Source organism: Methylobacterium sp. WL7, assembly GCF_008040085.1.
Lineage (GTDB): Bacteria > Pseudomonadota > Alphaproteobacteria > Rhizobiales > Beijerinckiaceae > Methylobacterium > Methylobacterium mesophilicum.
Map to the genome: position 1 here is coordinate 1 of NZ_VRVG01000021.1, position 22,216 is coordinate 22,216.

The following is a 22,216-nucleotide window of genomic DNA, read 5'->3' on the forward strand; positions in this document are numbered from 1 at the left end:
GTTGAAGGAGATAGCGACAAGGCTTTCTATGAAGAGATTAATAATCGCCTCGAAAAATTCGGAGGAAATCATATCCGCCATTCTATTTTTCTAAATGCGCACGGAAAGCACACAGCCGCGGAGATCGCAAAGCCTTTGCGAAAGATTGGCATTCCAACTGCGTTGATATTAGATATTGATTGGGTGAAAGAGGACGGAACGGTAGCAAAAAAGTATCTCGACGCCTGCGGATTGCCGTCGGGACTTCATCAGGGAAAAATTGCAGATCGTAAGCAGGTTCGAGACTATTTAATTGATGCGAATGTCAACTACAAAAGAAACGGCGGCGTTGGAATTCTCGGAGGCGGCAAACTTGATGCGGCGACCGAATTTTTTGACACTATTGATCGTTATGGCTTGTTCACCGTTCGTGTTGGTGAAGTCGAAGCATGGCTGAGTAGGCCAGATGTTTCGAAAAACAAATCGACTTGGCTCTTTGAAATGTTTGCGTCTCTTGGATCTGACCCCGATGATGAAGCATACGAGAGGCCATATGATGGAGACGTTTGGAAATTCGTCGGCAGGGTGGCTGATTGGCTCAAGGATCCTGACCATCGGGGGATGCTATGAGTATGAACCGTCCGATCCCAGCACTTGCCATAACCCTGCTCGCTAGCCACTCGGCGGTGGCTGGCGAGCTCTACCGTTGCTCGGCGAAAGACGTCGTTAGGGTAGAGGATGACGGGACTGTCGGTCGCTACCCTAACAATTTCTGGCGCGATCATTGGGCCGGCTTCCTCGTCGATACAGATAGCGGCACCATTCGAAGGCAGGCAGCCGAGATCGAGAAGTGGACGGTCATTCAGAAGGGTGGCACGGCGAACGACTTCGTCGCTTCACGGCTACCGGGCCTTGTCTCGGCATCTACAGACTTGATCCGGGTTCGGGCATGGGCGGAGAAGCCCGCGATCACCTTCATCGTGTTCTCCCTATCGATGATGGTCACGGGCGTCTGTGAGGCGGTCCAGTAATCGACCTATCTGCCGATCGTCCGCGGGCAGCTGGCGATCACGATGCTGACGACGCCGATCGGCTCCGGTGAGCATGATGATGGCTGCCTCGATCCCGCTGCGGTTCCTGCGCTGCGTTGTCGGGCCGCTTAGTGCCAAGCGTCACGATCCATTCGCGCCCGTGCGAGCTCTACCTGAAGCGCCTCGATCATTCTGCCGGCCGCTCGCACTTCTCACCCGTCTGCTGCATGTCCTTGTCGAAGTAGGCGGTGCACCGGATCGTTGTGCGGCGGGTCTTCGCACTCCAGAAGGTGACAACAGCCTGCCTGCCGTCCGGCCAACTCAGGCCAGATGACCCAACGAGTTGAGAGGGAGCCGCCGACAGGTTCGCACTCGTAAGCCCCGGCACAATCTCCCAACGAACGTTCGGCTGTCGCTCAATTGAACCCTCGGCGTGGGTGAAGGTCGACATGCAGGCCAGCGGCAGGGTCAGAGTGAGGGCCGAGCGTCTCATGATGCGGCTGCGCTCCGGGTCACACTGCGGCTTCCGCCATCTGCCGCAGGGCCTCAGCTCGCGAGGTGTCGCGATTGTCGCGCACTTGCGCAAGTTCAGCCTGTAGCGCCTCGATGCGCGCGTGCTGTTCCCCGCCATCCACCGCGAGCCCGATGAGGAGCTCTTGCGCCTCTGCGAGTTGCGCCCGCAGCTCTGCGTTCTCAACGGCTACGGCGAGGATTGTCGCGTTGGTGTCGGTGTCCGGTTGGGCGGCCATGGCCGAGTTTGCCGCACGCGGGCGTCTGGCGCCAGCCCAATGGTGTACAAGGGGTATCGAGTTGCGGGCGGCGATCCCGAACGCGGAATGTCGGCCTCCCTCAACTTTTCTCGTCGAGGTTTGATGCCGATCTGCGGGCGATCGTGCGGAAGAACGGAAAAATCGCGTCGGGGAATATGTCGGGGATCTGTGTCCCGACATTGCCGTTTGATGCCGTTCCGTTCCGCTTTGCCGCGGCCCCGGCAGTTGCGCCCCGAGAGCGAAAACGTTAGTGCTGGCGAGCCTTAAAAGGCAGTCGGGGTGTGGCGCAGTCTGGTAGCGCACCTGGTTTGGGACCAGGGGGTCGTAGGTTCGAATCCTATCGCCCCGACCATTCGATCAGGAGCTTGTCGAGTTCAGATGCCGAGCGCCCGCATCTTCCGCCCCTCCCGGGACGCCACGCAGTCGGGCCTGGCCCGCACGAAGCAGTGGATCCTCGAGTTCGACCAGACCAGCCCGCGCGAGATCGATCCGCTGATGGGCTGGAACGGATCGGCCGACATGATGCAGCAGGTGCGCCTGGAGTTCGACACGGAGGAGGAGGCGGTGGCCTACGCCAAGCGCGAGGGCATCGCCTACCGGGTCGAGCAGCCGGCCAAGCCGGTCTTCCGCAAGGGCCTGTCCTACTCGGACAACTTCAAGTTCAACCGCACGGCGCCCTGGACGCACTGATGCGCCCCAGCGCGCCCGAGGGCGCGGGCGATCAGGATCCGCGGCGCGCCCGCCAGGCCGAGTAGGGCGCTTCACCCGCCGGCCGGAACTGGCTGAGCCGCATCGGCTGTTCGTCCAGGGGGCGGCACAGTTCCGCGTAGATGCTGGCGCTGCCGGCTCCGTGCTCCTCCGCTTCCTCCGCCGAGAAGGCGAAGTAGCCTTCGCGGAAGCCTGCGAGCCGCATCGCCGCGTGGCACATCGGGCAGGGGCGCCCGCTCGCGTACATCACGCAATCGGAGAGGTCGCGGCGCGCCAGCACTTGGCTGGCCTCGCGCAGCGCCACCATCTCGGCATGCGCGCTCGGGTCGTTGGTGGCGTGCACGGTGTTGGCGGCCCGGACCAGCACGGCGCCGTCGCGCACGATCACCGCGCCGTACGGAGAACCGCCGGCCAGAACGTTCGCCTCGGCCAGCGCGACCGCCTCGCGGATATAGCTCTCGTGCTCGGACATCCCTGCGCCTTTTCCTGAACCCGCGCGCCAACGCGCCGCCGGGCCCGGAGTTCAGAACGCGTAGCGCACGGTGCAGTACGGCAGGGATTCGGCCAGCAGCGCCTTGAACCGGGCGAGCCATCGACCCTTCCAGCCGGTCCGGTAGCGCAGGTTGGTGCCGCCGCCCTCCGAGACCTTCGCCTCCTGGATGTCCGGCCGCCACAGCAGGTCCTCCGCCTTGGGGTGCCAGCCGAGATTCACCTCGTGCAGCCCCGCATTGTGGGTCAGCATGATGATCTCGCACTTGAGCTGCGCCTTGGCGGCGTCCGAGAGTGTGGCATCGATCTCGGCGAACAGCGCCCGCCAATCGGCCTCCCAACCCTCGTAGAGGATCACCGGCGAGAAGTTGGCGTGGACCTCGTAGCCGGCGGCCACGAAGTCGTCGATCGCGGCGATCCGCTCGGGGATCGGCGTCGTGCGCACGTCCACGATCTTGGCGATCCGCGCGGGCATCAGTGAGAACCGGATCCGCGTCTTGCCCTGCGGGTCGTAGGCCAGGAGATCGCGGTTGACCGCCTTGGTGGCGAAGGACGCCTTGGCGTTCGGCAGGGTGCGGAACCGCTCGACGAAGGTGCGGACGCCGCTGCTCACCGCCGCGTCCACCGACAGGTCGCCGTTCTCGCCGATGTCGTAGATCCAGTATTCCGGGTCGATCGTGTCGGGTTCCGGCAGGGGGCCCTGCCGGTCTGCGTGCCGGGCGATCGCCGCGCAGGCCTGGTCGATGTTCACGAACAGCGAGATCGGGTTCGAGAAGCCCTTGCGCCGCGGCACGTAGCAATAGGCGCAGGCCATGGCGCAGCCGTTCGAGGTCGAGGGCGCGATGAAGTGGGCGCTGCGGCCGTTCGGCCGCATGGTCAGGCCTTTCTTCACGCCGAGCACCAGGGTCGAGCGCTTGATCCGGACCCAGTCCTCCACCGAGCCCGCGTTGCCGTGGAGCGCCGGGATGTTCCAGTGCGACGGCACGGGGATGCGCTCCGCGTCGGGGAAGCGCGCCAGGATCTCCCGGCCGATCGGGTAATCGCCCACCGTGGGCTCGTGGTAGATCGTCCGGATGTCGAGGAGGTCGCTGGTGAGGGCCATGCTGCGTCCGGGGCCCGGCTTCGGCCCGACCCGCGATATGGCGCGCGGCGGCGGGACCGGAATGGCTTGCGACGTGCGGTCCCAATCGTCCGCGGCGGTCGATTCCATGGACGCGTAATTTCAACACTCTCTTACGACTCTTGATTGATTATTGCGTGCCTCTGATTGGATGCACGATGACGATTCACGACCTGGAGGACGCAGCCCCCGGGACGGCAGTCTCCGGCGATCCGGCACGGCTGAACGCGCTGGTCCGCCGGGATCAGCTCGAAGCCGTGCGCGGCAGCGTCCTCACCGCGATTCCGGTCAACATGCTGCTCGGGCTGGCGAGCGTGCTGGTGGCGTTCCAGGGCGGCAACGGCCGCGCCGGGATGGTCTGGTACGCGGCCTCGACCGCGGCCAACCTCGTGCGGATCGGACTGTGCCGGGCGCCCTGTCCGGGGCTCGCCCTGACGGCCGAGATGCCGCCGGACATGGCCGGGGCCGCCTCGCGCTCGGTGGAGGGACACCTGCGCGCCTGCACCGCCGCGGCCCTCCTGTCGGGGCTGGTCTGGGCGTTCCAGCCGCTGCTGTGCGCGGGCTACACCTCGGCGCAGACCCTGTTCTACCTCACCATCACCTGCGGCATCACCGCGGGGGCCGTCACCCACGGGACGGCCTATGCCCGGATCCCGTTCAGCTTCATCGTACTGCCGCTGCTGTCGGTGGCGTTTTGCCTGTTCGCCGCCGGCGGGTTCGACCGCTGCTGCCTGGCGGCCTGCGTGCTGCTCTATCTCGCCGCCTTGTCCCGCACCGCGTTCCAGAGCGAGGCGGGGTTCCGCGAGGCGAGCCGGCTGAAGAACGACGCCACCGCGCTGGCCCGCTCCCGCGCCGAGGCGCAGGCCAGCGCCACCGCGCTGGTGGAGGAGATGCGCTGGCGCGCGACCCACGACGACCTCACCGGCCTGCTCAACCGGGCCGGCTTCATCCAGCAGGCCGAGGACCGCCTCGGGACGCGTTCGGATGCCGGTTCGACCGGCACGGTCGGGATCCGGTTCGGCGCCGGCACCGCCTGCCTGCTGCTGCTCGATCTCGACGGCTTCAAGTCGGTCAACGACGTCTACGGACACCAGACCGGAGACCGGGTGCTGGTCGAGGTCGCGCGGCGGGTGCGCGCCGCCCTGCCGCCGGGCGGACTCGCCGCGCGGCTGGGCGGGGACGAGTTCGCGGTGCTGTACGATCCCGTCGCGGCGGGCATGCCCTACGCCGATCTCGCCGCCGGCCTGATCGCGGCCGTCGCCCAGCCGTTCGACGGCTTCGACGAGGGGCGGCTCGGAGTCAGCATCGGCGTCCACGCCCAACCCGAGCCCGACCTGATGGCGATGCTCAGCTGCGCCGACGAGGCGCTGTACGCCTCGAAGGCCGCGGGCCGGAACCGCTTCCGGCTGTTCGACGCCGGCCTGCGCGACTGCCTGGAGATGCGGCGCGAGCTGGAACGCGACCTGTCGCACGCGCTGGTCGAGAGCGCCCTCGAAGTCTGGTTCCAGCCGATCTACGCCCTGGACGCCCGGACGCTGGTCGGGCTCGAGGCGCTGGTGCGCTGGCACCACCCGCGCCTGGGCTGGATCGCGCCCCCCGACCTGATCGCCGCCGCCGGCATGGCCGGCCTGACCGAGTCGCTCCTGCGCTTCATCCTCGATCAGGTCTGCCGGATGATGGAGATCCTGCGGGCCCGGGGCCTCGGCACCGTCCGGGTGGCGATGAACGTCTCGCCCCGGGAGATGGCGCAGATCCCGGTGGACGAGATCGTGATCGCGCGCCTGGCCGCCCTCGACCTGCCGGCCGCACTCCTGGAGATCGAGATCACCGAGGAGACCGCCCTCGATCTCGGCGCGGTCCAGGGCAAGCTCCAGGCGCTCTCGCGCGCCGGCATCCGAGTGGCGCTCGACGATTTCGGCATCGGCTACTCGTCCCTGTCCTCGCTCCGGCAGCTCCGGGCCGACCGGATCAAGATCGACCGCAGCTTCGTCACCGGCCTCAGCACCTGCGACGACAAGCGCGGGCTGGTCCTGGCGGTGCTCGGCCTCGGCACCTTGCTCGGGCTGGAGGTCGTGGCCGAGGGGGTCGAGTCGCCGGACGACCTGCAGATGCTGCAATCGATGGGCTGCCCGTTCCTGCAGGGCTACCATCTCGGGCGGCCGATGCCGGTGCAGAAACTGGAGGCGACCTTGTTCGCCGCCAGCCGGACTCAGGCGGCCTGACAGGCCTGCCGCCTCACCCCAGCCGGTAATCCGCCATCCGGGCGCGCCGGGCGCTGCGGCGGTAGGCCATCACCGAATCGGGCCACAGGGTGGTGTTGCGCCCGTCGGCGTCGAGGTACCAGCTGCGGCAGCCGCCCGTCTGCCAGATGCTGTCGGCCAGCCGCGTCCGGATCCGGTCGAGGAAGCGCGCCTGCGCCTCCGGGCGGACCTCGATCGCCCGGGCGCCCTTGCGCAGGGCCCCCAGGCAGTCGAGGACGTGCCGCGCCTGAACCTCGATCATGGATATGATCGAGTTGTGGCCCAGCCCGGTATTGGGGCCGAGCAGCATGAAGTAGTTCGGGAAGCCCGCGACCGTGATGCCCTGGTAGGCGCCCATCCCGTCCGCCCAGGCATCGGTGAGCCGCAATCCATCGCGCCCGACGAGGTTCATCCGGGTGAAGCTCCCGGTGACGTCGAAGCCCGTGGCGTAGACGATCGCGTCGAGGGCGTGCGCGTGGCCGTCCGCGGTGGTCACGCCGCCTTCCGTGATCCGGGCGATGTCGCCGGTCTCCAGCGTGACGTTCGGGCGCTGGAGCGCCGGGTAGTATGCGTCGGAGATCAGCACGCGCTTGCAGCCGAGGCGGTAGTTCGGCGTCAGCTTCGCCCGCAACGCCCGGTCGGGCACCGCCTTGGCGAGGTGGTGGCGGGCCAGTCCCTCGGCCTGCTTGGTCAGCTTGGAGACCTTGGTGAAGCCGAAGAGTGCGCGCAGCTCGTGCAGCCAGAACAGCCGCGCCCGCTCGAGCCGCCGGAGGAACGGCAGCCGCCGGTAGCGCGCCTGGGTGGCCTCCGGGATGGCGTGGTCGTGCTTGGGCATGATCCAGGGCGGCGTCCGCTGGAACAGGGTGAGGTGCGCGGCACGCTTGGCCAGTTCCGGCACGACCTGGATCGCGCTGGCCCCGGTGCCGATCACGCCGACGCGCTTGCCCGCGAGATCGACGGAATGATCCCAGGACGCCGTGTGGAAGGCGGCCCCCGCGAACGCGTCCCGGCCGGGCAGGTCGGGATAGGCGGGATGGTGCAGGCCGCCCATGGCCGAGACGATCGCGCGCGCCGTCAGCGGCCCGCGATCGGTCTCGACGTGCCAGAGGGCCCGGGCCTCGTCCCAGGTCGCCCCGGTGAACGCGGTGCCGAGCTGGATCAGCGGCATCAGCCCGTGGCGCTCGGCGGTCTCGCGCAGGTAGGCCTGGATCTCCGGCTGCGGGGCATACATCCGCGACCAGTCGGGCTTCGGGGCGAACGACAGGGAGTAGAGGTGCGAGGGCACGTCGCAGGCCGCGCCCGGATAGGTGTTCTCCCGCCAGGTCCCGCCGATGTCGGCGGCCTTCTCGATCACCCGCAGGGGCCCGATCCCGGCCTGCCGGCAGCGGATCGCCATGGCGAGGCCGGAGAAGCCGGCCCCGACGATCAGGACTTCGAGGGTCTCCGGGGTGGACGCGGGCACGGTCATCGCGAAGCCCCCGTGGACGCGGCGGCATTCGGCGGTGCGTGCGCCTTCAGGAAGGCGGCGGCCCCGTCGAGGGAGGCGCGCGCCTCCGGCAGCATGTGGGCGGCGAACTGCCAGGCATGGGCCACGACCGGGAACAGCTTCAGCTCGGTCACGACACCGGCCGCACGGGCCTTCTCGGCCATGCGGATCGAATCGTCGCGCAGGACCTCGCGCTCGCCCACGTGGAACAGGAGCGGCGGGTAGCCGGTCGGGTCGGCGTTGATCGGCGAGATCCGGGGATCGGCCGGGTCTGCGGCGCCGAGATACATCGTGCGGATCACCGCGAGCGCCCCGGGGTCGAACATCGCGTCGCGCCACGCATTCGTGCGCCGCGAGCCGTCCTCGGGGACGAAGATGGTGAACCCGCGGTTGGCCAGCGCGCCGGTCACCGGCCGGTGGGTGCGCGGCGAGCAGGCGATGAAACCGCCGCCATGAAGATAGAGCATCCGCTGGCCGGACCCGGATTTCGGCCTGACCCATTCCCCCCGCACCCCGCCGACCGTGCCGGGCTCGTAGGTGACCCCCTTCGGATCGGCGAAGGCCGGCGCCTCGAAGATCCGGCGGAACGCGGCGGCGTCCCGGGCCTTCGACAGGGGGCCGCGCACCTTGGTGCGCACCATCCAGGTGCCGATATGTGCGCGCAGGCTCGCCATCTCAGACCTTCCCGCCGGACAGGCGCACGATCGTCTTCCAGTAGCCCACCGGCATCAGCCGCTGGATCAGCGCGGCGCTCTTCGCGTCCTTGCCGATCAGGATGCGGGGGCGGCGCCGCTCGATCCCCTGGATGATCGCGGCCGCAGCCTCCTCCGGCGAGAGCGTCAGCAGCTTGCCGAACGCCTCCCGAGCCTTCTCGTCCTCGACGCGGGCGCGCTCGGCGGCCTCCGGGTCGGTGGGCGGACGCGTGCCGCGCGCGCTGCGGGCGATGGCGGTGGCGACGCCACCGGGATGGACGACCGTCACCCCGAGCCCGCTGCCGGCATATTCGTGCCGCAGGGCTTCGGTGAAACCCCGGACCCCGAACTTGCTCGTCGCGTAGGCGACCTGGCCCGGCGGGGCGATCAGTCCGAACAGGCTCGACAGGTTGACGATCTGGGCTGCCGGCCGAGCCTTCAGCATCGGCAGGAAGGCGTGGCACATCCGCACGACGGCGCGCAGGTTGATGTCCATCAGCCACTCGAAATCTTCGAGATGCGACTCGTCGAAACGGCCGCCGAGCGCCACGCCGGCATTGTTGATCAGCACGTCGAGCCGGCCGAACCGGTCGGCGGCCCAATCGGGGAGTTTTTTGATCGCTTCCGCGTCGGCGAGGTCGAGGACCAGAGTCTCCACCGCGGCGCCGGTTGCCCGGGCCTTGCCGGCGACGGTGGCGAGGCCCGCCGCGTCGCGGTCCACCAGCAGCAGGCTGCAGTCCTTGGCAGCCAAACCCTGCGCCAGTGCGGCGCCGATGCCGCTCGCGGCTCCGGTGAGGAGCACGACCGCGCCGGCGAGTCGGAATGTCTGGGCCAAGCTGCGCCCCCCTTTGGGTCACCCGGTAGGCCGGGATCGGCGGTTCGGGATAGCCCCGGCGCCCGGCATTGTCTAGGGTGAGCACCCTAGGCCGGGAGGGGCAGGATGGCGCGGGGCCACGACAGCAGGGTGCAGGAAGCCAGTCCCGGCCGGGGTGCCGGCACGCGCGACAGGATCCTGGCGCAGAGCCTCGCGCTGTTCAACGATCGTGGTCTCGGCCGGGTCACCACCGCGGAGATCGCCGCGGCGTGCGGCATCCGCGAGGGAAACCTCCAGTACCATTTCCCGCGCAAGAGCGGCCTCGTGGAGGCGCTGTTCGCGGTCTTCGAGGTGGAGGCGGAGGCGGTGGCCGGGCGCCTGCCCGCCGACCCCGCTGCCCCGGAGGCGCTGCTCGCTTACCAGCGCGGTTGGTTCGACCTGATCTGGCGCTATCGCTGCGTCTACCGCGACGGCATCGCCATGGTGGAGATCGCCCCGGCCCTGCGCCCGCGGGTCCATGCCCTGCGGGGGCGGACCCAGGCGCTGGCCCGTGCCGTGTTCGAGGCGGCGGTGCGGGCCGGGCGTCTGCGGATCGCGCCGGACGCGCTCGGGCGGCTCATCGACAACGCCTGGATCGTGTCGAGCCACTGGATGAGCCACCGGCTCCAGGGCGGCACCGCGCTGTCCCAGGCCGACCTCGACTGGGGCTTCGCGCAGGTCCGCGACCTGTTCACCCCCTACCTGGTCACGGATCGGCAGGGCTGAGAGGTCCGTGGCCCGAACCTTCCATCTGCGCGGCCACGCTCGAACCCGAAGGACGCGATGCTCGACCGACTGATCCATGCCGGCCTCGCGATCCTGCTGCTCCTGGCCATCGGCGCCCTGTTCTCGACGAACCGGCGGGCGATCCGGCCCCGGGTCGTGCTCAGCGCCCTGGCATTGCAGGTGGGCCTCGGGGCGCTGATCCTGTTCCTGCCCGCCGGGCAGGCCGCGCTGAGGGCCGCCGCCGACGTGGTGGTGACGGGGCTCTCCTACGGCGACCGCGGCACGGCGTTCCTGTTCGGCGGGCTGGTGGAGCCGAAGATGTTCGAGCTGTTCGGCGGGTCGGGCTTCATCCTGGCCCTGCGGGTGCTGCCGCAGATCCTGTACGTCTCGGCCCTGATCGGAGTGCTGTACCATCTCGGCGTGATGCAGGCCCTGGCGCGCGGCCTCGGCGCCGGGCTGCGGCGGATCCTCGGCACCTCGCCGATCGAATCGTTCTCGGCGGTGATCACCATCGCGATCGGCCAGAGCGAGATCGCGGTGGCGCTGCGCCCGTTCCTGCCGCTGCTGACGGGCGCCGAATTGTTCGCCGTGATGTCGAGCGGCGCGTCCTCGACGGCGGGGTCGATCCTGGCCGGCTACGCGGCACTCGGCGTGCCGATGACCTACCTGCTCGCGGCCTCCGTGATGGCGATCCCGGGCGGCCTGCTCTACGCCAAGATCCTGATGCCCTCGACCGAGCCGACCCGGATCGCCACCACCCGGGTGGAGTTCGGCGAGTCCCGGGCTGCCAACGTCATCGAGGCGGCGGCGGACGGCACCCAGAAGGGCCTCGTCGTCGCGGTCTCGGTGGGCGCCATGCTGATCGCCTTCGTCGGCCTGATCGCCCTGGCGAACGGGATCGTCGGCTATGTCGGCGGCCTCGCCGGCTATTCGGGGGCGTCGATCGAGGGCGTGCTCGGCTGGGCGCTCGCCCCGCTGGCCTGGCTGCTCGGGGTGCCCTGGGAACACGCGTCGCTCGTAGGCGGCGCGATCGGCCAGAAGATCGCCTTCAACGAGTTCCTGGCCTACGCCACCCTGTCGCCGACCCTCGGCGCCGGCACCCTCGACCCGCGCTCCCAGGCGATCGTCTGCTTCGCCCTGTGCGGATTCGCCAACCTCGCCTCGATCGCGATCCAGCTCGCGAGCTTCTCCAGCCTCGTCCCGGAGCGGCGCGCCGAAGTCGCCCGCTACGGATTGCGGGCGATCCTCGCCGGGACTCTGGCGAACTTGACGAGCGCGGCGATCGCCGGGTTGTTCGTGGGGTGAGGACAGAAGACGAATGATGACGGCGTCGTGCATCGATTCTGTGGACGGAATTTTACCGTCTCATCTCATGCTTAACGACTGACGAAACGGCTATTCATGAGCATATCTGCGCATAAATGATCGCTAGAAAATAAATAATTACAATTTAATTCGCAGATTTATTGATCAAGTCATCGCAGAATTGATTTTCACATATATAAATGTGCGTTCAATACGAATATATAGATCAAAAACATGATTGTCGCGACATCAATCGACACATCCACCAGGTGGCTGATCGATCTGTTTCCGCACGCGGCGAGCACGGTCATAATGATCTGTAACCGCCTGCGTGAAAACGATAATTGGTTTCCAGCCTACGGCGCCACCGACCAGAACCTCTGCCGGTTGAACAGCATGTCCCGGGTCCCGACCGTCGGCCCCTCGGCCGGTTTGGCGCAATCGGGCTCGCGCGGTTTGGCCACCGCCGCCAGGGTCGCGACGACGGGGGCCGGCTTCAGGCCGAGGCGCGCCTGGACCTCCGGCTGACGGGCCGCCGCGATGGTGAGCACGGCGGCGATCAGGCCGCCGGCGACGGTTCCGAGGAAGAAATTCAGCATCTCTGACGCGATCCGGTGACCGGCTTGGTGGGGCCACAGTCTCTGGTCACTGTCCAACCCGGCGGGAACATGGCGGACCTGTTGCTCACGCGGCCTTAACACTTGATCTGCGACAGCTGCACGCAAGCCCGCCGGTGTGGCAGGTGCGATGACGGGGCTGGACCGCCTATGAACTACGCCGCCAACGCCTATGCCCGGACATCCCGGTCCGCGCTGACACCGCGCGAAGCCGAATCCGCAGTCCTGCTCAAGGCGGCCCAGCAGCTGATCGGCGCCAGCCAGGGGATCGCCGACGGGGACACCAAGCGCCTCAACGAGGCCCTGTCGTTCAACCAGCGCGTCTGGACCATCCTGGCCACCGAGGCGACCGCCGACGAGAACCCGCTGCCGGCCGATATCAAGCGGGGCATCGGCAACCTGGGCGTGTTCGTGCTGCGCAGCTGCGTCGACACGATGATCGAGCCGACCCCGGAGAAGATCGCCACCCTCGTGGGGATCAACAACGAGATCGCCGCCGGCCTCCAGGGCAACCCGCGCTGAAGGCGGGCTCCGCTCCGGAAACGGGCGCGCTCAGGCGGCGGTGTCGGGCGCAGGCCGCTCGACCGTCGCGGCCTGGGCCAACGCCGCGCCCTCCCACTCGACGAGCTTCCGGCCCAGCTTGATCGCCGGGTAGAACGAACCCGCCTCGACCGCCTCCGCGATGGCGGCGACCTGCGGCGCCGCCGCCGGCGCCAGCCGGATCAGCTCCCCGGCCTGTCGGAAGAACAGGTCGATGCTCGCGGCCGGGTCGTCCGCCAGGTAGATCACCGTCAGGGTCAGGTGGATCTGCTTGCAGGCCGTGTCGGCCTCGCTCTCCGTGATGATCTCGCTCTCGCGCAGGAACTTGCACTGCGTCTCGATCAGGAAGGTCGAGCGCCGGTCGCCGTTGCGAATCAGCGCGCCGTTGATGATCAACCTCTCGAGCGGTTTCAGTTCCAGGCGCAGGGGCATCGCGTGTTCCTTTCTAGAAGACGCGCCGATCTGATTCGGAATGCGTTAACGTTTGGACAATGGCGGCCGACCGCCGTTGACGCGGCCGATGATCCGGACAGGATTGTCGCGCGGCGCGGAACGTCGATTCTTCGAAGTCCTTTCGCGTCGCTCGCGACGATGCGGCGCCTCAGCCTTCGGAGAATTGCCGATGACCTCTTCCACGACGCGCGCCCTCTATCCGTCCCTGCGCGGGAAACGCGTGCTCGTGACGGGCGGCGCCTCGGGAATCGGTGAAGGTCTGGTCGAAGCCTTCGTCGCCCAGGGCGCCCGCGTCGCGTTCTGCGACATAGCCGATGAGCCGGCACACGCCCTGGTGGCGCGGCTCGCCCACGGGGCCGCGCACCCGCCGGTCTACCGCCGCTGCGACCTCAGCGATGTCGAGGCCGTCCGCTCCCTGGTGGCGGAGGTGGAAACGGAATTCGGCGGCCTCGACGTGCTGGTCAACAACGCCGGCAACGACGACCGCCACACGATCGTGGACGTGACGCCCGCCTACTGGGACGACCGAATGGCGGTGAACCTGCGTCACCTGTTCTTCGCGGCGCAGGCCGCCGTGCCGGCGATGCGCCGGGCGGGCGGCGGCGTGATCCTGAACTTCGGCTCGATCAGCTGGCACCTCGGCCTCAAGGACATGCCGCTCTACCAGACCGCGAAGGCCGCCATCGAGGGGATGACCCGGGCGCTGGCCCGGGATCTCGGTCGCGACGGCATCCGGGTCTCGGCGATCGTGCCCGGCAACGTCCAGACACCCCGCCAGGAGCGCTGGTACACCCCGGAGGGCGAGGCCGAGATCGTCGCGTCGCAGTGCCTGGACGGCCGGATCCAACCCTCCGACGTCGCCGCCCTGGTGCTGTTCCTCGCCTCGGACGACGCCCGGATGTGCACGGGGCACAATTACTTCATCGACGCCGGCTGGCGCTGAGGCTTTTGAAGAAGCGGCCATCTTGGGCTGCCAAGCTAACGTTCACCGAGCCCCGGCGGATCAGGATAGGGTTGAAACGTCCGAACGGGACAGCTCCTCCCGGGACGGCGTTGGCTGACTGGTCTCGTTGATGGGTGGCGATCGCAGACGGAGCCGATAGCGCGCCGAATCTGCAGACGGACGATCAGGCGGGTGCAATGCCGACGACCCGGAAGCAATGATCCACCACCTGGGACGCGATCGCGTCCGCCCGCCCGGTCCTGGCAGCGCCCAGGACGACACCGTGGAGCGCGTTGAACAGGAACGCAGCCGTGAAGCGCGCATCCGCGATCGCCCAGGCTTTCGCGTCGCTGCCATCGCCGAGCAATCCCGCGAGATGATCGATCAGGATGTTGTCGGTCAGGCCGTCCTGGCTCGGCGGCGGCACATCGGTGAACACGATCTCGTGCAGGCGCACCGATGTAGCGTATCCCCGGCGGCAGGCCGTGACCCAAGCGGCCAGCCGGCCGGTCCAATCCCCGTCGGCCCGGCGTTCGACCTCCGCCTCGATGGCTTGGAGCAAGGTGTCGACGAACCGTTGGCGCAGACCGCCCGCCACGGCCTCCTTGGAGGCGAAGTGCAGGTAGAAACTGCCCTTCGCCATGCCTGCCCGGGTCGTGATCTGCTCGACGGTGGTGGACGCGAAACCCTGGTCGATGAACAGGCGCTCGGCCGCGTTCATGAGGTCCTCGCGCCGCTCTTCCGGCGGTCTGGTCCTGGGCTTGGTCTTGGTCGGCACGGAAGCGGTCTCGGGAAGGGGGGCGCTCACGTCTGCCTGACGGGTTATCGCAGGGATGGGAAGGGGCGCCGCCGGATGAGAGCAGCGCTTCAATTGACTGACCGCCAGTCATTTATTAGATGGATGGCGCGACGCCGCCCGGGACGCGTGGGCCCGGCGGACGCGGATCGCGCCCCGGGGACGTGCCATGGACAGGACAATCGAACGGTGCCGCGAGGTCCGGCTGCGGACGTACCCCGACGGGATGATCCAGCCCGGCGACCTGGCGATCGTCGAAACGGCCTTGCCGGACATCGGCCCGAACGATCTCGTGGTCCGCAATCGCTGGTTCCGGATCTCCATTTCGACCCGGCTCATGGCCAACCCGGATGCGCAGGCGGTCGAAGGCATTCCGTTTCCAGCGTTGAAGCCCGGCGACGCGCTGGCGGACGGCGCGATCGGCCAGGTCGTCACCAGCCCGCCCGGGAGCGGGTTCGCGGTTGGCGCGTATGTCTCGCATCCCCTGGGGTGGCGGGATTACGCGGTCGTCGATGCCGGACGGTGCGTCGCGCTCGGTCCGGCCCCGATCGAGCCGGCGGCTTATCTCGGCCATGGCTGGACGGCCTACGCGGCCCTGACCCGGGGCGTCACGGTACGCCCGGGCGATACGGTGTTCGTGTCGAGCGGGGCGGGTGCGATCGGATCGATGGCCGGACAGATCGCCCGCAAGCTCGGCGCGACGCGGGTGATCGGCAGCACCAGCACTCAGGGCAAAGCGGAATGGATGACGGACGAGCTCGGCTATGACGCGGTGATCCTGCGCGGCGCAGGCCCGATCGTGGATCAGTTGAAGGCGGCCGCTCCGGACGGCGTGGACGTGTTCGTCGACATGGTCGGCGGCGAACAGCTGGCAGCTGCAGCAGAGGCCGCGCGCGACGGTGCGCGGTTCGTCCTGCTCGGCGCGCTGACCGCCGAGCTGAACGCTGCGGGCGCCATCATCGTCGCGCCGGTGGAGCTCGACTCGTTCCAGCTGATCCTCAGGGACGTCACCCTGCGCGGCTACAGTGCCGATCGCGACAGCGCCGCGGCATTCCCGGCCTGGATCGCCTGGCAGCGCGACGCCGGTCTCCATTTTGCCGGCACGACGGTGACCGGGCTGGAGCAGGCGCCCCGCGCCTTGCACGACGCCTGCGAAGGCCGGCTCAGGGGCGTCGTCCTGGTGGCGCTTTGACCGCGCGCCCGTCACGGGGCATCCCCGCCGACGCTTCGGCGGGGAAGGCGCGGTGGGTCAGCCCTTGCTGGCCTCGTAGCGTGCCTTGTTCTCGGCGTTCGGCGGATAGAGGCCCGGAAGCGCGGCGCCCTTGCCGACCTCCTCCATGAGCCAACCCTCGAAGCGCTCCTGCTCGGGGGCGAGTTCCATCACCGTCTCGATGAGCGCGGCCGGAATCAGCACGGCGCCGTCCTCATCCACCACGATCAGGTCGTCGGGGAACACGGCGACGCCGCCGCAGGCGATCGGCTGCTGCCAGGCCACGAAAGTCAGGCCGGCCACGGAGGGCGGAGCCGCCGCGCCCTGGCACCAGACCGGCAATCCGGTCCCCAGGACGCCCGCGACGTCGCGCACCACACCATCGGTGACCAGGGCAGCCACGCCCTTCTTGGCCATCCGGGCGCACAGGATGTCGCCGAAGATGCCGGCATCGGTCACGCCCAGCGCGTCCACCACCGCGATGCAGCCCTCCGGCATCGCCTCGATCGCCGCCCGGGTCGAGATCGGCGACGACCAGGATTCCGGCGTGGCGAGATCCTCGCGGGCCGGGACGAACCGCAACGTGAAGGCCCGGCCGACGATCCGGGGCTGGCCGGGCCGCAGCGGACGGGTGCCCCGCAGCCAGATGTTGCGAAGACCCTTCTTCAGCAGGATCGTGGTGATCGTGGCGGTGGTGACCTTCGAGAGCACCTCGACGACCTGAGCGTCGCTCGACATCCGCATATCCTTCCCGGCTGGTGCGGCTCTCACGCGAGCCAATCTTCCCGCATCCTAGATGCCATCGCACCCAATGTCGTCCATCCAGCATCCGCAGTGTCGGACGCCTACAGAAATGACGGTCACGTGCGCAGGGCGTATCACCCCTCCGCGAAGGTCGATCGTATCGACGGAACCACTGGCCTGAATCGCGGTTTCTGTATATACTGACAGCGTGCGTTTCACTTACGGTCAGCCCAAGCGGCAGGCGAACATCGCCAAGCACGGCATCGATCTCGCCGAGTTCGAGATGGCGTTCAGTTTCGACCGCTTTCTGACCATCATGACCAAGTCCAGCCGCACTGGGCGCAAACGGTTCAAGCTGATCGGCAGTTGGCACGGCCAGACCGTCGTAGTCGCCATCGTCTCCCCACTTGGCTCCGAGGCGATCGATGTCGTCAGCGTGCGGCTGGCTAACGCGAAGGAGAAAGCCCGCTATGCCGAAGGCTGAGAATGCGCCGGGTTACACCCCGACCGAAGCGTACACCCAGGCCGATTGGGATGAGGTCTCCGATAATCCCCCTTTGACCGAGGCCGAATTGGCTTCAGCCCGTTCCGGTCCACACGGGATGCCGCCTGAGATGGCGGAGACCTTCCTGAAGCACACCGGACGGCCCAAGGACGCGGCGAAGGCCGTCCCCGTCTCGCTGCGTGTACCGCCGGATGTGCTGGCCGCATACAAAGCCCGGGGCCCCGGCTGGCAGACGCGTATGAACAAGGCTTTGGCGGCCGGGCTACGGCCTGAGACCGAGGTAGCCGGGGTGAAACGCACAAACCGTGAGGACAACCGGCGGGAACGATCCGCGCCATCGCCGAAGCGCCGGACCTCTCGGTGACGACGCTCACAGCGGAAGCCCGGACGGAGAACCGTCCGGGGGCGGGGCCTGCCTCAGTCGCAGGTCTCCTTCTTCACGGTCTTGGAATCACCCATCTCGTCCTCCTTGCGCACCGTCTTGGTGACGCAGCCGTCACCGTGATCGTGAACGGTGACGGACTTCGACTCGGAGGCCGGACGATCGACCACCACGGCGGGACGGTCGCGCTCGATCACGGTGGTCTGGGCTTGGGCGGCGGCGCCAAGGCTGAGCAGGGCGGCGGTGGCGAGGAACATCTGGCGCATACGAAAACTCCGGTTTTCGATTTCGGTCCCGAGTAACGGCGGCTCCAGCTTGAGCGTTCCGCAATTTGTGGTGGACGGCTCGGGCCATGCCGTGGCGGCCGAACGCCGGCGATCCAACGGGCGGAGGGGGCCGGAAAGCGGGCCGAACCCGTAAGCGAACGCGGCTCGGCCCACACGTCGTTCGGCTTGGAACGCAGCCGGAGCGACCCCCCCAAAGGACCCCGGGACGGGCTCGCATTCAAGGTCGGCGGACTACGTGCCGGGGGCTCAGCCGCCGGTCATCGGCGGGAAGAACGCGATCTCGGCGGCGCCCGCGATCTGCGCGTCGGGCTTGGCATGGGTCCGGTCGATGGCCGCCCGGACCACCCCCGGATCCTCGAACGCGTAGGCGTATTCCTCGCCGCGGCCACGCAGCCAGGCGACCAGATCGGTCACGGTGGCGACCTCCGGAGGGGGCGCCAGCTCCTCTTCGGCGCGGCCGATTCGCTCGCGGACCCAGGCGAAATAGACGAGCTTCATCGCAACACCGTGCCGGAAGGGGATCGGCGGCCGCCCGTTCAGCGCGGGTCGTCGATCACATGCTTGATCCCGGCCCTCATATAGTCCCAGCCGGTCCAGAGCGTGAGGGCGGCCGCGATCCAGAGCAGCGCGAGGCCGATCGGCTCCGTCCCGGGCAGGACCCGCTCGCCCGCAGGCCCGGCCACCAGGAAGCCGAGCGCCACGAGCTGCACCGTCGTCTTCCACTTGGCGATCTTGCTGACCGGCACGCCAACCTTCAACTCGGCGAGGTACTCGCGCAGGCCCGAGACCAGCACCTCACGGCACAGGATCACGATCGCCGCCCAGACCGACGAGCCGACGATGGTATGGTCGGCAGCAAGCATCAGCAGGCAGGCCGAGACCAGCAGCTTGTCGGCGATCGGATCGAGCATACGGCCGAGCGCGGAACTCTGGTGGTAGGTCCGCGCGACATAGCCGTCGAGATAGTCGGTGATCGCCGCCGCCACGAAGACGCCGAGCGCGGTCCAACGCGCGGTGTGCGAGTCGGGCCAGAACAGCAACGCGACCATCACCGGCACCGCGACGAGGCGCCCGTAGGTCAGGCAATTCGCGAGCGTCCAGGCTGGCGACCGTCGTCGGGGAAGGACGGTGTTCATCGCCGGGGTGAAATCAGAGCCGGGCCCGGGCGTCAACGTCTCGGCCGCGGGCACGGCCGTGACGGCGGGATCCTCAGGCGCCGGCATGGAAGAAATCGTAGACCGCGCGCGCGGTCGCGGCGTTCACCCCGGGGGTCTTGGCCAGGTCCTCGAAGGCGGCTCGCTCGATCGCCTTCACGGTTCCGAAATGATGCAGCAGCGCGCGCTTGCGGCTGGGTCCGATGCCGGCAATCTCGTCCAAGGGATTCTTCACCATCTCACGCTTGCGCTTGGCCCTGTGGCTGCCGATGGCGAAGCGGTGGGCCTCGTCTCGCAGCCGCTGTACGAAGTAGAGCGTCGGGTCGCGCGGCGGAAGCTTGAACGGCGGCCGGCCGGGCACGAAAAACGTCTCACGCCCCGCATCGCGGTCGCGACCCTTGGCGATGCCGATCAGCGGGACGTCTTTCACGCCGATCTCGTCGAGCGCCGTGCGGGCCGCGTCGAGCTGACCCTTGCCGCCGTCGATGAGGACCAGATCCGGCCAGGCGGGAAACGCCTCGCCATCCTCCGCGGGCACGGGGGGCAGCTCCGGAGCGCCTTCCTCGGCGCCAGCCGCCGCAGCCTCGCGCTCGGTGCGCGGCGCCTCCTTGACCAGGCGCTTGAACCGCCGCTGCAGGACCTCGCGCATCATGCCGTAATCGTCCCCCGGGGTGAGTTCCTCCGACTTGATGTTGAACGTGCGGTAATGCGTCTTCATGAACCCGGTCGGCCCGGCCACGATCATCCCGCCCACCGCGTTCGTGCCCATGATGTGCGAGTTGTCGTAGACCTCGATCCGCCGCGGCGTCCGGTCCATGCCGAAGGCCTGCCCCAGGGCCGTGAGCAGCTTGCCCTGCGAGGCGGTGTCGGCCAGCCGCCGGGCGAGCGCCTCCTTGGCGTTGCGCTGGGCGTACTCGACGAGGTTCCTCCGCTCGCTGCGGCTCGGCCGGTGGATCTCGACGCGGTAGTCGACCCGGCTCGAAAGCGCGGCCGCGACCAGTTCGGCATCCTCGATCGGGTGGCTGGTCAGCACCGTGCGGGGCGCGGGCTTGTCGTCGTAGAACTGGCTGATGAACGAGCCGAGCACCTCCTCGGGAGTCATGGTCCGGTCGGCCTTCGGGAAGTAGGCGCGGTTGCCCCAGTTCTGGAAGTTCCGGAAGAAGAACACCTCGATGCAGAACTGGCCGGCCTGCTCGTCGAGGGCGAAGACGTCGGCCTCCTCGACGCCCTGGGTGTTAACCCCCTGCACCCCCTGGATGGCCGAGAGCGCAGCGATCCGGTCCCGGTAACGGGCGGCGCGCTCGAATTCCAGGGCTTCGGACGCCTCCTGCATCTCGGTGCGCATCCGGTCCTTCACGGCGTTGGACTTGCCCGCCAGGAACGCCCGGGCCGCATCCGCCATGGCGGCGTAGTCGTCGGTGCCGATCTCCCCGGTGCAGGGGCCGGAGCAGCGCTTGATCTGATAGAGCAGGCAGGGCCGGCTGCGATTCTCGTAGTAGCTGTCGGTGCAGGTGCGCAGCAGGAAGGCGCGTTGCAGCGCGTTGACGGTCCGGTTGACCGCCCAGACGCTGGCGAAGGGGCCGTAGTAATTGCCCTTCCGGCGCCGTGCGCCGCGGTGCTTCACGATCTGCGGCGCCGGGCCGTCGGCGGTGACCAGGATGTACGGGAACGACTTGTCGTCCCGCATCAGCACGTTGAAGCGGGGCTTGAGCTGCTTGATCAGGTTGGCTTCGAGGAGCAGCGCCTCGGTCTCGGTGGCGGTGGTGACGAACTCCATCGCCGCCGTCTGGGAGATCATCCGGGCGATGCGGTTCGAGTGCGCCTGGCCCCGCGCGTAGGAGCCGACCCGCGCCTTCAGGTTCTTGGCCTTGCCGACGTAGAGGACGTCGCCCCGATGGTCGAACATCCGGTAGACGCCGGGCGCGTTCGGCAGCGTCGACCAGAACCGGCGGATCACCTCGGTGCCGGCCTGGACCGCGCCGGGGTCGAAATCGAAATCGATCTCCGGCGCATCCTCGGCGGACAGCGCGGCCTCGGACTCGCCAGCGCTCTCCTCGCGCTCGGCGTCGCGGCCGTCGTCGAAGGTATCGGGGGGCAGGTCTGAGAGGGCTCTGCGGTTCATACCGCAGATCTAAGCGTTCCCGGCGCCGAGCGGCACCGGGTCGGCCGACAAAATTGCCGGGCCGAGCCTGCGCTGCCGTCTCAGTCGAACAGCGAGTCGATGTCGTTCTGGTCGACGTGCCCCGGATCGTCGTCGAGCTTCGGCCCGTTGAGCAGGCTGCTCTCGTCGTCCAGCGCGGTCGAGACCGGCATGACGGTGATGAGGTCGCGGAAGCTGTCGAGCTGCGTCCAGGCGGCGATCAGTCGATCCAGGTGCTCCTCGATGAACTTCATCACGCCGACGATCTTGTTGATCCGTTGGCCTGTCAGATCCTGGAAGTTGCAGGCCTCGTAGGCCGAGATCACCCGCTCCTGGATGATGTCGACGTGCTGCTTCATGCCCGGCGGCAAGTTCGCCGTGTAGAGCATGCCGGCATTCGACTCGATCTCCTCGACCGCGTTGAGCAGCTGCGTCGTGGCGCGCTCGGTCGATTCGACCACCGCGTCGAGCTCGTCCGCCGCCCGGCGCATGCCCTTGCCGCTGTTCTCCGACCGGTGGAGCGTCGCCAGCTCGGACTTGGTCCGGGTGATCGCCTCCTTCATCAGGTCGAGTTCGGAGCGCATCGCCAAGGCGTCGTGCAGCTCGCGGCGGCACGTCTCGATCGTCTCGTCGGCGCTCATCTGGGTGATGCGCCGCAGATCCATGATCGCGCTGAGGATCTCGTCCAGCCGGTCGTTCGAGACGCCTGGATCGGGAGCGATGGGTAAAACCGCGGGGAGCCCGAGGCTGTCTTCGATGCGATAGCGCTTCTGGGTCATCGTCGGGGCGTGAGCCTTCAGGATCGGTCGTTCGAACTGTCTACCACAATCGGTTAGCGGACTGTGACTGCCAAGCTTGCCGGCCAGCGATTCCTGTCCGGCGCGCCCGTTTAACCTATCGGAGGTTGTGAGCCGCTGCGATTTACTAGCGATTCACGCTAATCTCGCGCGGCCGGGGAGGGCGCCGGGCCGGCCGGCCGATTCACCATGTTGATTCACCGGAACGCGCGGATGCGGGTGGATCACTGCGCGAATCGGGGCCGTCAG

27 protein-coding genes and 1 tRNA gene are annotated in these 22,216 nt (G+C 68.1%); 12 read left to right on the forward strand and 16 right to left on the reverse strand.

What is annotated here, in order from left to right; genetic code table 11:
* A partial coding sequence (locus FV233_RS30215) for a TOPRIM nucleotidyl transferase/hydrolase domain-containing protein (protein ID WP_210249478.1) occupies window positions 1–609 on the forward strand: 609 nt, incomplete at its 5' end.
* Between the two features lie 2 nt (window positions 610–611).
* A complete protein-coding gene (locus FV233_RS08220; protein ID WP_147897201.1) occupies window positions 612–1,010 on the forward strand; it encodes a hypothetical protein in 399 nt (132 codons plus the stop codon).
* Between the two features lie 187 nt (window positions 1,011–1,197).
* Here the strand turns inward: FV233_RS08220 and FV233_RS08225 are convergent, their stop codons facing one another.
* Both FV233_RS08225 and FV233_RS08230 read right to left on the reverse strand, forming a co-directional pair.
* Window positions 1,198–1,503: a hypothetical protein gene (locus FV233_RS08225; RefSeq protein WP_147897202.1), complete on the reverse strand. Its 306-nt coding sequence runs from the start codon at window positions 1,501–1,503 to the stop codon at window positions 1,198–1,200.
* 19 nt (window positions 1,504–1,522) lie between these two features.
* On the reverse strand, window positions 1,523–1,759 hold the full coding sequence (locus tag FV233_RS08230; RefSeq protein WP_147897203.1) for a hypothetical protein: 237 nt from the start codon (window positions 1,757–1,759) through the stop codon (window positions 1,523–1,525).
* A 296-nt stretch (window positions 1,760–2,055) separates the two neighbouring features.
* Between FV233_RS08230 and FV233_RS08235 the strand changes: the two genes are divergently transcribed.
* Window positions 2,056–2,132 (forward strand) — tRNA-Pro (locus FV233_RS08235).
* A 26-nt stretch (window positions 2,133–2,158) separates the two neighbouring features.
* Window positions 2,159–2,470: an ETC complex I subunit gene (locus FV233_RS08240; RefSeq protein WP_058191156.1), complete on the forward strand. Its 312-nt coding sequence runs from the start codon at window positions 2,159–2,161 to the stop codon at window positions 2,468–2,470.
* A 31-nt stretch (window positions 2,471–2,501) separates the two neighbouring features.
* Here the strand turns inward: FV233_RS08240 and FV233_RS08245 are convergent, their stop codons facing one another.
* A complete protein-coding gene (locus tag FV233_RS08245; RefSeq protein WP_147897204.1) occupies window positions 2,502–2,960 on the reverse strand; it encodes a nucleoside deaminase in 459 nt (152 codons plus the stop codon).
* A 51-nt stretch (window positions 2,961–3,011) separates the two neighbouring features.
* On the reverse strand, window positions 3,012–4,079 hold the full coding sequence (locus FV233_RS08250) for a spore photoproduct lyase family protein (RefSeq protein ID WP_147856012.1): 1,068 nt from the start codon (window positions 4,077–4,079) through the stop codon (window positions 3,012–3,014).
* A 176-nt stretch (window positions 4,080–4,255) separates the two neighbouring features.
* On the opposite strand from FV233_RS08250, the gene FV233_RS08255 reads away from it, so the two are divergent.
* Entirely contained in the window at window positions 4,256–6,319 is a 2,064-nt protein-coding gene (locus FV233_RS08255) for an EAL domain-containing protein (RefSeq protein WP_147897205.1), read from the forward strand.
* 13 nt (window positions 6,320–6,332) lie between these two features.
* On the opposite strand, the gene FV233_RS08260 is transcribed toward FV233_RS08255, so the two are convergent.
* Genes FV233_RS08260 through FV233_RS08270 form a run of 3 tightly spaced genes read right to left on the reverse strand, consistent with a single transcriptional unit; the run spans window position 6,333 to window position 9,350 of the window.
* Window positions 6,333–7,805, reverse strand: coding sequence for an NAD(P)/FAD-dependent oxidoreductase (locus FV233_RS08260; protein WP_147897206.1), 1,473 nt, complete (start codon window positions 7,803–7,805; stop codon window positions 6,333–6,335).
* Window positions 7,802–8,497 carry an alpha/beta hydrolase fold domain-containing protein gene (locus tag FV233_RS08265; RefSeq protein ID WP_147897207.1) on the reverse strand — a complete coding sequence of 232 codons (696 nt, stop codon included), beginning with the start codon at window positions 8,495–8,497 and terminating at the stop codon, window positions 7,802–7,804. The genes FV233_RS08260 and FV233_RS08265 overlap by 4 nt, the downstream gene beginning before the upstream one ends.
* A gap of 1 nt (window position 8,498) precedes the next feature.
* A complete protein-coding gene (locus FV233_RS08270; protein ID WP_147897208.1) occupies window positions 8,499–9,350 on the reverse strand; it encodes an SDR family NAD(P)-dependent oxidoreductase in 852 nt (283 codons plus the stop codon).
* A 105-nt stretch (window positions 9,351–9,455) separates the two neighbouring features.
* Here FV233_RS08270 and FV233_RS08275 point away from each other — a divergent pair, with 105 nt between their 5' ends.
* Both FV233_RS08275 and FV233_RS08280 read left to right on the forward strand, forming a co-directional pair.
* Window positions 9,456–10,094, forward strand: a complete 639-nt coding sequence (locus FV233_RS08275; protein ID WP_147897209.1) for a TetR/AcrR family transcriptional regulator — start codon at window positions 9,456–9,458, stop codon at window positions 10,092–10,094.
* 57 nt (window positions 10,095–10,151) lie between these two features.
* Window positions 10,152–11,399 carry a nucleoside transporter C-terminal domain-containing protein gene (locus FV233_RS08280; RefSeq protein WP_147897210.1) on the forward strand — a complete coding sequence of 416 codons (1,248 nt, stop codon included), beginning with the start codon at window positions 10,152–10,154 and terminating at the stop codon, window positions 11,397–11,399.
* 356 nt (window positions 11,400–11,755) lie between these two features.
* Here FV233_RS08280 and FV233_RS08285 read toward each other — a convergent pair whose 3' ends face one another.
* On the reverse strand, window positions 11,756–11,998 hold the full coding sequence (locus tag FV233_RS08285; protein ID WP_147856648.1) for a hypothetical protein: 243 nt from the start codon (window positions 11,996–11,998) through the stop codon (window positions 11,756–11,758).
* 168 nt (window positions 11,999–12,166) lie between these two features.
* Here FV233_RS08285 and flaF point away from each other — a divergent pair, with 168 nt between their 5' ends.
* Window positions 12,167–12,538, forward strand: coding sequence for a flagellar biosynthesis regulator FlaF (flaF, locus tag FV233_RS08290; RefSeq protein WP_147856647.1), 372 nt, complete (start codon window positions 12,167–12,169; stop codon window positions 12,536–12,538).
* 30 nt (window positions 12,539–12,568) lie between these two features.
* On the opposite strand, the gene FV233_RS08295 is transcribed toward flaF, so the two are convergent.
* The gene (locus FV233_RS08295; RefSeq protein ID WP_147897211.1) at window positions 12,569–12,988 is read right to left on the reverse strand and encodes a flagellar biosynthesis repressor FlbT; all 420 of its coding nucleotides are present in this window, start codon (window positions 12,986–12,988) and stop codon (window positions 12,569–12,571) included.
* A gap of 190 nt (window positions 12,989–13,178) precedes the next feature.
* Here FV233_RS08295 and FV233_RS08300 point away from each other — a divergent pair, with 190 nt between their 5' ends.
* Window positions 13,179–13,952: an SDR family oxidoreductase gene (locus FV233_RS08300; RefSeq protein ID WP_147897212.1), complete on the forward strand. Its 774-nt coding sequence runs from the start codon at window positions 13,179–13,181 to the stop codon at window positions 13,950–13,952.
* A gap of 184 nt (window positions 13,953–14,136) precedes the next feature.
* Here the strand turns inward: FV233_RS08300 and FV233_RS08305 are convergent, their stop codons facing one another.
* Complete coding sequence (locus FV233_RS08305; protein ID WP_238262378.1) at window positions 14,137–14,760, reverse strand: TetR/AcrR family transcriptional regulator; 624 nt, start codon at window positions 14,758–14,760, stop codon at window positions 14,137–14,139.
* 157 nt (window positions 14,761–14,917) lie between these two features.
* Between FV233_RS08305 and FV233_RS08310 the strand changes: the two genes are divergently transcribed.
* Complete coding sequence (locus tag FV233_RS08310) at window positions 14,918–15,940, forward strand: NADP-dependent oxidoreductase (RefSeq protein ID WP_147853876.1); 1,023 nt, start codon at window positions 14,918–14,920, stop codon at window positions 15,938–15,940.
* A 57-nt stretch (window positions 15,941–15,997) separates the two neighbouring features.
* Here FV233_RS08310 and FV233_RS08315 read toward each other — a convergent pair whose 3' ends face one another.
* Entirely contained in the window at window positions 15,998–16,696 is a 699-nt protein-coding gene (locus FV233_RS08315; RefSeq protein ID WP_147853875.1) for a ribonuclease activity regulator RraA, read from the reverse strand.
* 214 nt (window positions 16,697–16,910) lie between these two features.
* Here FV233_RS08315 and FV233_RS08320 point away from each other — a divergent pair, with 214 nt between their 5' ends.
* Both FV233_RS08320 and FV233_RS08325 read left to right on the forward strand, forming a co-directional pair.
* The gene (locus tag FV233_RS08320) at window positions 16,911–17,186 is read left to right on the forward strand and encodes a BrnT family toxin (RefSeq protein ID WP_147853874.1); all 276 of its coding nucleotides are present in this window, start codon (window positions 16,911–16,913) and stop codon (window positions 17,184–17,186) included.
* Entirely contained in the window at window positions 17,173–17,571 is a 399-nt protein-coding gene (locus FV233_RS08325; RefSeq protein ID WP_147853873.1) for a BrnA antitoxin family protein, read from the forward strand. Before FV233_RS08320 ends, FV233_RS08325 begins: the two co-directional genes overlap by 14 nt.
* Before the next feature lie 53 nt (window positions 17,572–17,624).
* Here the strand turns inward: FV233_RS08325 and FV233_RS08330 are convergent, their stop codons facing one another.
* From FV233_RS08330 to FV233_RS08350, 5 genes are all read right to left on the reverse strand, one after another.
* Window positions 17,625–17,855, reverse strand: a complete 231-nt coding sequence (locus tag FV233_RS08330; RefSeq protein ID WP_147853872.1) for a hypothetical protein — start codon at window positions 17,853–17,855, stop codon at window positions 17,625–17,627.
* A 267-nt stretch (window positions 17,856–18,122) separates the two neighbouring features.
* On the reverse strand, window positions 18,123–18,374 hold the full coding sequence (gene moaD, locus FV233_RS08335) for a molybdopterin converting factor subunit 1 (RefSeq protein WP_147853871.1): 252 nt from the start codon (window positions 18,372–18,374) through the stop codon (window positions 18,123–18,125).
* Window positions 18,375–18,412: 38 nt separating this feature from the next.
* Window positions 18,413–19,012 (reverse strand): CDP-diacylglycerol--glycerol-3-phosphate 3-phosphatidyltransferase, encoded by a 600-nt coding sequence (gene pgsA / locus FV233_RS08340; protein ID WP_187193748.1) that lies wholly within the window; start codon window positions 19,010–19,012, stop codon window positions 18,413–18,415.
* A gap of 73 nt (window positions 19,013–19,085) precedes the next feature.
* Window positions 19,086–21,152, reverse strand: a complete 2,067-nt coding sequence (gene uvrC, locus FV233_RS08345) for an excinuclease ABC subunit UvrC (RefSeq protein WP_147897213.1) — start codon at window positions 21,150–21,152, stop codon at window positions 19,086–19,088.
* A gap of 80 nt (window positions 21,153–21,232) precedes the next feature.
* A complete protein-coding gene (locus FV233_RS08350) occupies window positions 21,233–21,949 on the reverse strand; it encodes a protein phosphatase CheZ (RefSeq protein WP_147853868.1) in 717 nt (238 codons plus the stop codon).
* Between the last annotated feature and the right edge of the window lie 267 nt (window positions 21,950–22,216).